Consider the following 12,222-nt stretch of genomic DNA (forward strand, 5'->3'; position numbering starts at 1 on the left):
CAGAATGATTGGCTGTTTATGTATCCACGGTTTTACGGGTGCCCCTTATGAAGTAGAACCGCTGGCGCAATATTTAAAACAGACGGCAGATTGGGAAGTGCAGTCTGTCACGCTTCCGGGGCATGGGGATGAGCTTCAGTTAAAAGGCATTCTTTATCAAGAATGGATAGCGACAGCTGAACTCGAACTTTTATCCCTTTATCGAACTTGTGACACCGTGTATTTGGTCGGCTTTTCTATGGGTGGAATGATTGCTTCTTACTTAGCAGCAAAGTACCCAGTTGCTCGTCTCGTTCTTTTAAGTGCTGCGGCCAAATATGTGAACCCAAAACAAATGATGCAAGACACAAGGCAGATGGTAAAGGAGTCCCTGTCAGGGATCATTGATACAAACCCTTTATATGATCGATATCGCCATAAGCTCACAAGCACGCCGCTGTCAGCTGCGATAGAATTTGTGAAGCTGGTAAAGCAGACGAAGAATTCGCTTGAGAAGCTTCATCTGCCTGTGTTAATTGTTCAAGGGGAAAGCGACGGGATTGTGCCTGCTTCAAGTGCAGAATTTATTTATCATAAGGTCCCGTCTCGCCAGAAAGAAATGTTTTATTTGCCCGATTGTAAACATCATGTTTGTCATGAGCCATGTGCCCAGCAATTGTTTGAGAAAGTAGAACATTTTCTAAAAAAAGCAATTTAATATATAGAAAAGCTAAAATGTGGCTAAACTAATATAAATTGAATCCCACTTGTTAAAATTTGCATCATTTTTGTCGAATGTGTGACAGGCCTATGGTACAATAGGAAAGAAAAGGTGGTTGATTCGGTTGTTTCAATATGACGGAAAAACCTTTATCCCGCAGTCTAATTCGAGTAACGGAGAAGTATCAGCAGGAACCATATTTCAATATCGTCAGGACGGAAATATATTAACGGGCACATATCAAGGCGGCAGTATTGTATCTGGCGTACTTGTAGGAACTGTGAATGAGGATGGAACACTTCATTTTAGATACCACCATGTAAGCAAGGACGGCAGCATGAGAAGCGGGGCTTGCGAGTCCACTCCTAAGCAGCTGGATAACGGAAAAATTCAACTGTTTGAAAAGTGGAAATGGATGGACGGAGATCAAAGTGAAGGTGAATCTGTCATTGTAGAGCAGTAGATATATCCATTTCTGTCTTGTTGAAAAACAAATAGTGTAATGGTAAGATATAAGGTAGGGTAATTCGGGCTTTGTATATAATGGACCTGTCCTTTCAGAAAAGGGCAGTTTTTAATGATCATTCACGAGATTACTGAAACAGCAATTAGAAGGAGTTTGAATAAATTGACTATAACGTTTCAAGATTTTCAATTAAGCGAAAGTCTCATGAAGGCTATTAACCGCATGGGATTCGAAGAAGCAACACCGATTCAAGCAGAAACGATTCCTCTCGGTCTTCAAAATAAAGATGTCATCGGACAAGCACAAACAGGAACAGGAAAAACTGCAGCATTTGGTATTCCTCTTGTAGAAAAAATCGACCCAGCGTCTCCAAATATCCAAGCGATTATCATTGCGCCAACAAGAGAATTAGCGATTCAAGTATCTGAAGAGCTATATAAAATCGGCCAAGACAAGCGTGCACGCGTACTTCCTATTTACGGTGGACAAGATATCGGCCGTCAAATCCGTTCGCTCAAGAAAAATCCTCATATCATCGTAGGGACTCCAGGACGTTTACTCGATCACATTAACCGTCGTACAATGCGTCTTCAAAACGTTGAAACAGTTGTGCTAGATGAAGCAGACGAAATGCTAAACATGGGTTTCATCGAAGACATTGAAGCGATCCTTTCAAATGTACCAAGTGAACACCAAACACTTTTATTCTCTGCGACAATGCCTGCACCAATTAAGCGCATTGCAGAGCGTTTCATGACAAACCCAGAACACGTAAAAGTAAAAGCGAAAGAAATGACTGTATCTAACATCCAACAGTTCTATTTGGATATTCACGAACGTAAAAAGTTTGATACATTGACTCGTCTTCTTGACATTCAATCACCTGAGCTTTCAATTGTCTTCGGCCGTACGAAACGCCGTGTGGACGAATTGACTGAAGCACTTAACCTTAGAGGTTATACAGCTGAAGGAATTCATGGTGACCTGACTCAAGCAAAACGTATGGTTGCGCTTCGTAAATTCAAAGAGGGTTCAATCGATGTGCTTGTCGCAACAGACGTTGCAGCACGTGGACTTGATATCTCAGGCGTCACACACGTGTATAACTTTGACGTACCGCAAGATCCAGAAAGCTACGTGCACCGTATTGGACGTACAGGACGTGCTGGACGTACAGGTATGGCGATGACATTCATCACACCACGTGAAAAAGATATGCTTCGTGCGATTGAGCAAACGACTAAACGTAAAATGGATCGTATGAAAGAACCTACACTAGATGAGGCGATTGAAGGACAACAGCAAGTAACAGTTGACCGTCTACGCACGATCATCAGTGAAAACAACTTGAACTTCTATATGACAGCTGCTGCTGAATTGTTGGAAGATCATGATTCTGTGACAGTGGTTGCAGCTGCGATCAAAATGATGACAAAAGAGCCGGATGCAACGCCAGTTCGTTTAACAGATGAAGCACCGATGATTTCTAAACGTCATCGTAACAACCGCAGTTCTTCTAAACGCAGAGACGGCGGCGGTGGCGGAGGCTACCGTGGAAAAGGCAAGAACACCCGTTCATCTTATGGTGATAAAAAGCGTTCTTCAAATGACCGCAATCGTTCTTCTAACGATCGTCGTCAAAAGAAATCTTATAACAACTAACATACAAGAGCGAATCCTTTGCAGGGTTCGCTTTTTTTAACAGGCTGAAATTGAAACTTTTTAGGCTTTGTTACGTAATATATTGATAGAAAAGTATGAGAATGGGGGAAGAATGTGAGAAAACAGCCGCAACGTCAAATTAGTTTAAATGGTTTAAAGGTATGGCGTCTTCAAAATGGAATTATCTCATTGATTTTCTTACTCATCATCATTGGGGTATTTGTTGCCAGCTACTATTTTCAATGGCCATATTGGATTGGAGCGATCCTTTCTGGTTTATGGGTCTTACAGGTCATTTTTGGCATTTGGCTCATACCAAAAATCCGCCACCACATCTGGCGCTACGAAGTATTCGAAAATGAAATTGAAATACAGCATGGACTCATTCGCGTCACACGTGTAATTGTGCCAATGGTTCGTGTTCAGCATGTTGATACATCTCAAGGACCGCTTTTAAGGCGCTACCGTTTGGCCTCTGTTCAAATTTCGACTGCTGCCACAGTTCATGATATACCGGCGCTAGAATTAGAAGAGGCAGATGAGCTTCGTGATTACATATCTCGTTTAGCAAGGGTGACGGAAGATGATGTCTGAACCAAAACGTGTACACCCCATTTCGATGTTCATTGATTTTATATCAGATGCTGTATCCATGATCAAAAACTTCATTATCCCTTTTTTCGTGTTGATTTTTGTGAACTCGAATTCGAGCATTCGCTTTTATGCATTTATCATTCTTGGTGTGCTTCTTTTATGGAAAGCCGTTTTTACCATTTTAGAATGGAGACGATTCACTTACCGGATGGAAGACGATGAATTTCGTGTGGAATCGGGTGTGATTACGAAAAAGAAAAAATATATCTCGTTAGAACGAATTCAAACGGTCAATACAAGTGAAGGTATTTTCCAGCGAATTTTCGGTTTAGTACGGGTCCAAATCGAAACGGCAGGCGGAACGGATGGTCCAGAAGTGAGCCTGACCGCGATTACAAAAGCAGAAGCGGAACAATTAAAAAAGTCGATTTTCAACCGGAAGAAAAGCTTGCAGGAAGAAGAAATGACGGATGAAGCAGGTGATCTGAATGGCCATTTGACTGCGCAAAAACCTGTGCAGGAAGAAATCAATGTCTCCTATCGTATGGGTGTGCCAGAATTGCTTTTGGCTGCGACCACTTCAAGCGGTATCGGTGTCATTATCTCAGGGTGTCTCGCCATCTACACGCAAATAGATGAAATTCTCCCTTTGGACGGGTTCTTCAAGCAGTTCTCTTTTTTAAGCCATGCGAGCATTGAAATCTATGCGATTTTGATATTTCTTGCCGTATTGATCGCATGGATCTTGAGTGTTGGGGTAACAGCACTTCAGTATGCGAATTTTGCTGCAAAACGAAAAGGGAATGACATCATCATTACAAGAGGGCTCATCGAGAGACATCAAATGACCATTCCACTTGCGAGAATTCAAGCAGTGAAAATCAAAGAGAATATGATCCGTGAGCCTTTTGGTTTTGCGACGGTGATGCTTGTTAGTGCGGGAGGTTCGATTACAGAGAAAGAAACCTCTTCCGTCTTATTTCCGCTCATTCGGAAGAAAAAAATAAATGAATTGCTGTCACAATTCACCGATCATTATCATGTAGCACCAGAAACAGAGCTGAAAAAAGTGCCAAAACGTTCGCTCAAGCGCTACCTGATCTCATATGGCTTTGTGCCGTTACTTGTAGGTATCATCCTGTCGGTACGCTTTCCGCCATGGGGATATTTGGGACTCATTCCGTTACCGCTTGCTCTATTCTTTGGCTATTTAGCTTATAAACAATCAGGATATACAATCAAAGATTCATTGATTCAAATGACATCAAGAGGCATTGGCAAGACCACTGGCATTGTCTTGAGAAAACGAATGCAAAACTATACGATGACGCAATCTTTTTTCCAAAAGAAAGGTCGGGTCGCCAGTATTCACACCTTTGTGAAATCCTCTGCGCTGCTTGATTCCTTTGGTGTGCATCACCTTGAGGAAGAAGATGCGGCACGTGTATTTGATTGGTATTCGTATGAAAAAAATCAATCGTCTTAAACGAAAAATGTCGATCAGCTCCTGCTTGAGGAGTGATCGACATTTTTTATGAGATTAATAGCGTCTTTTTTTCGAATGGAAAAGCAGCGTAATCGGTGCTAGAATCATACCGCCGATCAATCCAAATAAGTGAGCCATGATATTGATGTTCGAATTGACGAACGTCATGATGACAGAAACAGCAAGAATCGTTAAAATCACTTGTGAATTCCCGCGGTCCATCATGTGCGGTTTAAACAGGACAAGGTATAGATAAACCCCAAACAAACCGAAGATCGCACCAGAAGCGCCAACATGTACATACTCTAAAGGCTCCACCCAATAGGTTCCGAGATTGCCAATGAATCCTGCACCGAGATAAATGATTAGAAATCGAACCTTCCCAAGCAAATGTTCAAGCGCTGGGGCGAACAAGAAAAGGGACATGGAATTGAATAAAATATGCGTGAGACTCCCGTGCAGAAAAATAGGTGTGACGAGACGCCACCATTCCCCAGCTGCTACACCATAATTGAAACCGACGAGATGATCCTGTCCAAGCTGTATAATAGGGATAGGAACCGCAAAAATAAGCCACAGGCCGATTTGTAAAGCAAGGATCGCTGTTACGATTGGATACGATCTAATAAATTGTTGAAAGCTCTCCGTTCGAATAAACATAACAAACCCCTTTTGACTAGATAATGGTAAGTTTATAGTAACACGTTTATGAAGCGAACACTCAAATTAGTACGAGTATCATAGGAGGTACCTCATGATCAAAGGAATAGGCATTGATATTGTAGAGATCGACCGTCTTTCGCGAGTGCTCAGCAGACAGCCCCGTTTACCACAACGAATTTTGACTTTAAGTGAACAGGACGTCTTTCTTACACTCAGTGAAAAAAGACAGCTGGAATTTTTGGCAGGACGCTTTGCGGCAAAGGAAGCCTTCGCTAAAGCATACGGAACGGGAATCGGTCAGCATTTAAGCTTTCATGACATAGACATTCAAAAAGACGATAAGGGGAAACCCTTCATCAAAAGCGAGAAAGCAGAGGGAGATCAGGTCCATGTGTCGATAACCCATACAAAGGAATATGCTGCTGCACAAGTTTTAATTGAAAGGTTGTCAAGCTAGTCTGCATATTGTTTGTCCCCCCTTCATATATTGGGTAGTGCGATAAGGAAGGGCGAGTTGCTAACAGGCTTTGATGGTTCGCGGTACGCAGTTAACTCTTGAGGCGTACTGTTAAAGTCAAACAAGCGGTTTCTTCCTTTTAACACAATTAACGAAGGGGTTGAAAAGGGTGAGAAAAAGCTTTGTTTTGCTTGTAACGGGAATCCTTTTTGTACTGATTCTCTCCGCATGCGGTCAAAAATCTCAGAAGGATATCGTTGGAGATTTAAACAAAAAGGCAGAGGAAATGACATCATACAAAGCCAAAGCAAAAATGACCATTGAGACAGGAAATGACCCGCAGGAGTACCAGGTAGAAATTTGGTACAAAAAGCCGGAGCTTTACCGTGTCTATTTAGAAAATCCGAAAAAGGATCAGAGTCAAGTCATTTTAAGAAATGGCAATGGTGTGTTTGTGCTGACACCTTCATTGAACAAGAGCTTCCGTTTCCATAGTGATTGGCCGAATAATAGCAGTCAGGTCTATTTATTCGAATCACTTGTGAAGGACATTAAAAATGACAGTGCAGCTCAGTTCAAAGCGAAAGAGTCAAAGTATGTGTTCGAAACGAAGACCAATTATCAGCACAACCAAATGCTGCCTACCCAAGAGATTACCTTTCATAAGAAAACAATGGCGCCTGCCAGTGTGAAAGTGCTGGATAGCGACAAAAAGCCAATGGTGAAAGTGGAATTCTCTCACTTTGAATTCAATAAATCCTTTGACAAAGATGCATTTGATGAGAAGAAAAACATGACACTCTCTCAAATGGATGTTGCCACAAGTGCAGACCCATCTGACAGCTTTGCGGTGAAAACACCAGTTGATATGCCAGAAGGCGTGAAGAAGATGGAAGAGAAAGAAATGACGACAGATGCTGGGAAGCGTTATGTAATTACGTACGGCGGCAAGAAATCCTTCACACTCATTCAGGAAAAAGCGCGAGTAGCTGAAGCATCTACGCCTGTCACGATGAACGGCGAGCCGGTCGATCTTGGTATGACAGTAGGGGTTCTGACAGATCAATCCCTCTCATGGACATCTGACGGGGTTGACTACTTAATTTCCTCAAGTGATTTATCGAAGGAAGAGCTTTTGATGGTTGCAAAGAGTGTAGAAGGCCAGTCAGCTAAATAGGCGAGAGCCTTAAAAAACAACATATCAGCCCTGTGCAAGGGCTGATTTTCTTTGATTTGTTTCACATTAATCTTGATTTTTAGTATCATATGAGGGGATTGAATCATTCAATAGGGAAGTGTGACTGATGGACACAAATGCCTTTTATAGAGACACATGGGCAGAAATTAATTTAACAGCAATCAAGCATAATGTTTCACATATGAAAGATCATATCGGTCAAAATGTTCAACTGATGGCTGTTGTGAAAGCCAACGCATATGGACATGGAGATATAGAAGTGGCAAGAGCTGCCCTCAAAGCAGGTGCAGACTTGTTGGCTGTAGCCTTTTTAGATGAGGCCATTTCTTTAAGAAATCAAGGCATTAAAGCACCGATTCTTGTACTCGGCGCAGTACCGCCGGAGTATGTCAAAACCGCTGTTCGATACAATGTGATCATGACCGCTTACTCCACCAGGTGGCTGAGGGAAATCGTCGATATGATGAAAGGGCAGATGGGACAACCCATTCGTTTTCATTTGAAAATAGACAGCGGAATGAACCGTTTAGGTGTGAAAACGTTGGAGCAAGTCAGCGAAGTAAAGAAGCTTGTCAGCGAGCATTCTTATTTACAGCTGGAAGGAGTATTTACTCACTTTGCGACCGCGGATGAAAAGGATGAGAACTATTTTGAGCGGCAAGTCGACACCTTTCAAACCCTGCTTCAGCCGCTTCATACGGACGAACTGCTCGTTCATTGTGCCAATAGTGCAGCAGGTTTGAGGTTTAAAGAAGTGTTGTTTAATATGGTTCGCTTCGGCATCAGTATGTACGGGCTGTCACCATCAGAGGAAATCAAAGATGAACTTCCTTTCAAGCTGGAAGAAGCCATGTCTCTTCATACAAAGCTTGCCCATGTGAAGCTCATTCAAAAGGGTGAGAGTGTCAGCTATGGGGCGACGTATACAGCTAATCAAGATACGTGGATCGGGACAGTACCAGTCGGCTATGCAGACGGGTGGATCCGGAAGCTGGCAGGCACGGAAGTACTTGTTGGCGGAAAGCGCCGGAAGATTGCCGGAAGGGTATGCATGGATCAATTCATGGTTGAACTGAAAGAGAATTTTCCTGCAGGGGAGCCAGTCGTTTTGATTGGTGGACAAGGTGATGAAATGGTATCAGTCGATGAAATTGCAAATAGGCTTGAAACCATTAACTATGAAGTCACTTGCTCCATTGGCCACCGCGTCCCAAGAGTTTATATAGAGGACGGCAAAAGGGTGCATGTGCGGAATCCGCTTCTTCAAGGCGGGTCCAGCTTTTTCTAAACAGCTTTCACAGGAACGATCGTCAAACTGACATCGTTCCTTTTTATTCTACAAAGAAGGGGTAAACATTCTCCCTTTTTTAGAGATTTTGGAAATACCGTATGATTTTCGGAAAAAAGCGTATAATGTGAAAGAGGAACTCCATTATCATCTTTGATTTACGGGTGAACAGCCGCTTCATGTTCTAATAAGAAATCATGAAAAAACAGCTTTGCTTGCGCATTGAATAATGGTATGATTAGTCTTGGAATGGATCGAAACGGTATCCGTAAGTTTTGTGGAGGTGTATGTTTTTTGTCTGAATCCAGCGCAACAAACGAAATGAAGATTCGACTACCGGAGGCTTTGATGTCTGAAATCGAACGAGTAGCAGAGCAGGATAAGGTAACAAGAAATGAATTGATCTACCGAGCGACAAAAACGTATATTCGTGAACGTAATATTCGACAAAATCGTGAATCGATGAGACGCGGCTACATGGAGATGGCGAAAATTAATCTGAATATCTCTTCAGAGGCACAATACGCAGAATTTGAGGCTGAGAATACAGTTGAGCGATTAGTCAGCGGGGGTTAAACATTTGATTGTTAAACGCGGTGATGTTTACTTTGCTGATTTATCTCCTGTTGTTGGCTCCGAGCAGGGCGGGGTTCGCCCAGTATTGGTGATTCAAAATGACATTGGAAATCGCTTCAGCCCGACTGCTATCGTTGCAGCCATAACAGCCCAAATACAAAAAGCGAAATTACCGACTCACGTCGAAATTGATGCAAAGCGCTACGGCTTTGAACGAGATTCTGTCATTCTCTTGGAGCAGATTCGTACAATCGATAAACAAAGATTGACAGATAAAATCACACATCTTGATGATGAGATGATGGAGAAGGTTGATGAAGCCTTACAAGTTAGTTTGGCTCTTATTGATTTTTAATATGGTGAGATTTGGTTGCTCTCTTGGGAGCAACTTTTTTTGTGTTCAATTTTTATTAACGTTATAATGAAGAAAGACTAAAAGAAGTGCTGTTTATGTACGTAGGGGGTAAAACATGTCGAATCATATCGTGTTAGCTTTTGCAAGAGAGCATCGAGAGGAATTACAAAAAGAGTGGACGGACATTTTTAGACGACTCGGAGAAATAGAAATGGACATGATGCTGAACGACAATATGTATGAAACCATCTGTTCGGAATATGTTCAATTAATCATTACATCTCTTTCAGAAGGGTATGCTGAAGATTTTGAAGAAAAAGTGCAAACTTTTGCTTTAAAAATTGTTCAAATGGGTATATCACTTAAGTTACTGGCAAATGGTCTAACAGAAATCCGTTCACATTTATATCACAAAATGAACGATGACAAAGATACAACAGAAGAAAGTCATGACCTCATCTGGCAAATTGATCGATTCATCACACCTATTCATAACGAGATCTTAAACCAGTATTCCATCTCATGGGAGAAAACAGTCAACCTTCAAAAAATCGCGCTGCAGGAACTTTCTGCCCCGCTGATCCCAGTATTTGAGCACATTACCGTCATGCCGCTTGTTGGAACAATTGACACAGAACGTGCCAAAAAAATTATGGAGAATCTGCTCAACGGTGTCGTCAAACATCGCTCACAAGTCGTCTTAATTGATATTACGGGTGTACCTGTCGTTGACACAATGGTAGCGCATCATATCATTCAAGCATCAGAGGCTGTGAGATTAGTAGGTGCGAAGTGCTTGCTTGTCGGTATTCGTCCAGAAATAGCCCAAACCATTGTGAACCTTGGAATTGATTTATCTCAAGTTACAACAAAGAATACCCTTCAAAAAGGAATTCAAACTGCTTTGGAAATGACAAATCGAAAAATTGTTTCATTGGAGGGATAACCCAGTGAGAAATCACCCGAAGATTCCAATCTTAAAACTATATAACTGTCTTCTGATTTCGATACAGTGGGAGCTTGATGATCAAACAGCTCTCCACTTTCAAGAAGACTTGCTGAATAAAATTCATGAAACAGGAGCAAACGGTGTTGTCATTGACCTCACATCCGTTGACATGATTGATTCCTTTATTGCAAAGGTATTAGGTGATGTGATCACGATGTCCAAGCTCATGGGGGCGAAAGTTGTATTAACAGGAATACAGCCGGCAGTCGCTGTGACGCTGATTGAACTTGGAATATCGCTTGAAGAAATTCAGACAGCACTAGATCTTGAACAAGGGCTTGAGACACTGAAGCGGGAATTGGGGGAATAGATATGAAAGACCAATCCTGTGTAAGAATATTGACGGAATGGGACATAGTCGCAGCAAGACAATTGGGGCGCAATGTTGCAAAAGAACTTGGATTTGGAACAGTTGACCAAGCAAGAATTACGACGGCCATTTCAGAATTAGCTCGAAACATCTATTTATACGCTGGTAAAGGTCAGATTTGTATAGAAGAAGTGATGGAGCGCGGAAAGCGTGGACTCAAAGTCATCGCAGCAGATGAGGGGCCGGGTATCATGGATATACGTAAAGTAATGGAAGACGGATTTTCAACATCAGGCGGACTCGGAGCAGGTCTTCCGGGCGTCAGACGGCTGATGGATGAATTTAAATTAGATTCTGCACCAGAACAAGGAACGGAGATACAAGCTGTTAAGTGGCTTCGCTAGGAGGGAAACCATGGATTTTAAGGAGGTAATGGAGCAGCGGTACCATCAGCTGCTCAGTCGTTATATCAGTGATTTAACTGAAACATCGCTTTATCAAGCTCAAAAATTTAGCCGTAAAACCATTGAGCATCAAATACCTCCTGAAGAAATAGTGAGTGTTCACCGAAAAGTGATTCAGGAGCTTTACCCTGATTTGCCGGAAGATGTTTTTCATTCACTAGACTTCTTAATTGAAGTCATGATTGGGTACGGACTTGCCTACCAAGAACATTTAACACTCAGAGGCATCCAGCAAGAAATAAAATCTGAAATTGAAATTGCTGCAAATGTTCAGCAAACCCTTCTGGAAACGAAAATTCCAGAAGGAGATACCTTTGATATTGGTGCAATTAGTGTACCGGCAAAACAGATGAGTGGAGATTATTACCACTTTGTAACAGATCACGATACAATCAATATCGCGATCGCAGATGTCATTGGAAAGGGAATCCCGGCTGCGCTCTGTATGTCGATGATTAAATATGCGATGGATTCCTTGCCAGAGTCAGGGAGCGGCCCAACAAAGGTGCTGAAAACCCTGAATCGTGTTGTCGAGCAAAACGTAGACCCAAGTATGTTTATCACGATGTTCTATGGCAGCTATAATAAAGAAACGCATGAGTTTAAATACGCATCGGCTGGTCATGAGCCGGGCTTTTTCTATTGCAAAAAAGAGAACACATTTTACGATTTAGACGCAAAAGGGCTTGTCCTTGGGATCGCACCAGAATTTGACTACAGACAGTACGAGAAGCATTTGGATGCAGGAGACATGGTGATCTTATTCTCTGATGGGGTCACAGAATCCAAGTCAGAGGATGGTTTCTTAGAGAGGGAGGACATCAAAACACTCATATCAGAGCACCTATCCTACTCAGCTCAAGAAATGGTGGATGCCATCTACGCCAGCTTACTCAAACTGCAGGATTTTCAGCTGCACGATGACTTTACTTTACTTGTTCTCAAAAGAAAGGTTTAGAAAGTGAACATGCGGGTATATAAAACTTTAGGAAAC

The 12,222-nt window shown here is 42.1% G+C and carries 15 protein-coding genes; 14 read left to right on the forward strand and 1 reads right to left on the reverse strand.

What is annotated here, in order from left to right; translation table 11 throughout:
* The first annotated feature begins 4 nt into the window (after positions 1-4).
* The 5 genes from NSU13_RS02475 to NSU13_RS02495 all read left to right on the forward strand — a co-directional run bounded on the left by NSU13_RS02475 (position 5) and on the right by NSU13_RS02495 (position 4,908).
* Positions 5-697, forward strand: coding sequence for an alpha/beta fold hydrolase (locus tag NSU13_RS02475; RefSeq protein WP_342489814.1), 693 nt, complete (start codon positions 5-7; stop codon positions 695-697).
* A gap of 127 nt (positions 698-824) precedes the next feature.
* A complete protein-coding gene (locus NSU13_RS02480) occupies positions 825-1,163 on the forward strand; it encodes a n-acetylglutamate synthase (protein WP_081124015.1) in 339 nt (112 codons plus the stop codon).
* 165 nt (positions 1,164-1,328) lie between these two features.
* On the forward strand, positions 1,329-2,828 hold the full coding sequence (locus NSU13_RS02485; RefSeq protein ID WP_034283956.1) for a DEAD/DEAH box helicase: 1,500 nt from the start codon (positions 1,329-1,331) through the stop codon (positions 2,826-2,828).
* A 114-nt stretch (positions 2,829-2,942) separates the two neighbouring features.
* Entirely contained in the window at positions 2,943-3,422 is a 480-nt protein-coding gene (locus NSU13_RS02490) for a PH domain-containing protein (protein WP_024425383.1), read from the forward strand.
* Positions 3,412-4,908: a PH domain-containing protein gene (locus NSU13_RS02495; protein WP_041116752.1), complete on the forward strand. Its 1,497-nt coding sequence runs from the start codon at positions 3,412-3,414 to the stop codon at positions 4,906-4,908. The genes NSU13_RS02490 and NSU13_RS02495 overlap by 11 nt, the downstream gene beginning before the upstream one ends.
* A 54-nt stretch (positions 4,909-4,962) precedes the next feature.
* Here the strand turns inward: NSU13_RS02495 and NSU13_RS02500 are convergent, their stop codons facing one another.
* Complete coding sequence (locus NSU13_RS02500; protein ID WP_041116754.1) at positions 4,963-5,568, reverse strand: rhomboid family intramembrane serine protease; 606 nt, start codon at positions 5,566-5,568, stop codon at positions 4,963-4,965.
* A 94-nt stretch (positions 5,569-5,662) separates the two neighbouring features.
* Here NSU13_RS02500 and acpS point away from each other — a divergent pair, with 94 nt between their 5' ends.
* The 9 genes from acpS to NSU13_RS02545 all read left to right on the forward strand — a co-directional run bounded on the left by acpS (position 5,663) and on the right by NSU13_RS02545 (position 12,186).
* Positions 5,663-6,028 carry a holo-ACP synthase gene (acpS, locus tag NSU13_RS02505; protein ID WP_065215281.1) on the forward strand — a complete coding sequence of 122 codons (366 nt, stop codon included), beginning with the start codon at positions 5,663-5,665 and terminating at the stop codon, positions 6,026-6,028.
* Between the two features lie 160 nt (positions 6,029-6,188).
* Positions 6,189-7,205, forward strand: a complete 1,017-nt coding sequence (locus NSU13_RS02510) for an outer membrane lipoprotein-sorting protein (protein ID WP_098677666.1) — start codon at positions 6,189-6,191, stop codon at positions 7,203-7,205.
* 127 nt (positions 7,206-7,332) lie between these two features.
* Positions 7,333-8,514 carry an alanine racemase gene (gene alr, locus NSU13_RS02515; protein ID WP_342489815.1) on the forward strand — a complete coding sequence of 394 codons (1,182 nt, stop codon included), beginning with the start codon at positions 7,333-7,335 and terminating at the stop codon, positions 8,512-8,514.
* 294 nt (positions 8,515-8,808) lie between these two features.
* The gene (locus tag NSU13_RS02520; RefSeq protein WP_003214273.1) at positions 8,809-9,090 is read left to right on the forward strand and encodes a hypothetical protein; all 282 of its coding nucleotides are present in this window, start codon (positions 8,809-8,811) and stop codon (positions 9,088-9,090) included.
* A 4-nt stretch (positions 9,091-9,094) separates the two neighbouring features.
* The gene (ndoA, locus tag NSU13_RS02525) at positions 9,095-9,445 is read left to right on the forward strand and encodes a type II toxin-antitoxin system endoribonuclease NdoA (RefSeq protein ID WP_024425388.1); all 351 of its coding nucleotides are present in this window, start codon (positions 9,095-9,097) and stop codon (positions 9,443-9,445) included.
* A 115-nt stretch (positions 9,446-9,560) separates the two neighbouring features.
* Positions 9,561-10,391 carry an RsbT co-antagonist protein RsbRA gene (locus NSU13_RS02530; protein WP_342489816.1) on the forward strand — a complete coding sequence of 277 codons (831 nt, stop codon included), beginning with the start codon at positions 9,561-9,563 and terminating at the stop codon, positions 10,389-10,391.
* 4 nt (positions 10,392-10,395) lie between these two features.
* Entirely contained in the window at positions 10,396-10,764 is a 369-nt protein-coding gene (gene rsbS, locus NSU13_RS02535) for an RsbT antagonist protein RsbS (protein WP_003214235.1), read from the forward strand.
* Between the two features lie 2 nt (positions 10,765-10,766).
* Entirely contained in the window at positions 10,767-11,168 is a 402-nt protein-coding gene (locus tag NSU13_RS02540) for an anti-sigma regulatory factor (RefSeq protein WP_024427376.1), read from the forward strand.
* Positions 11,169-11,178: 10 nt separating this feature from the next.
* On the forward strand, positions 11,179-12,186 hold the full coding sequence (locus NSU13_RS02545; RefSeq protein WP_024427377.1) for a PP2C family protein-serine/threonine phosphatase: 1,008 nt from the start codon (positions 11,179-11,181) through the stop codon (positions 12,184-12,186).
* Positions 12,187-12,222: the final 36 nt, after the last annotated feature.

Origin of the sequence: Bacillus sp. FSL M8-0049 (assembly GCF_038593355.1) — a bacterium.
GTDB lineage: Bacteria > Bacillota > Bacilli > Bacillales > Bacillaceae > Bacillus > Bacillus safensis.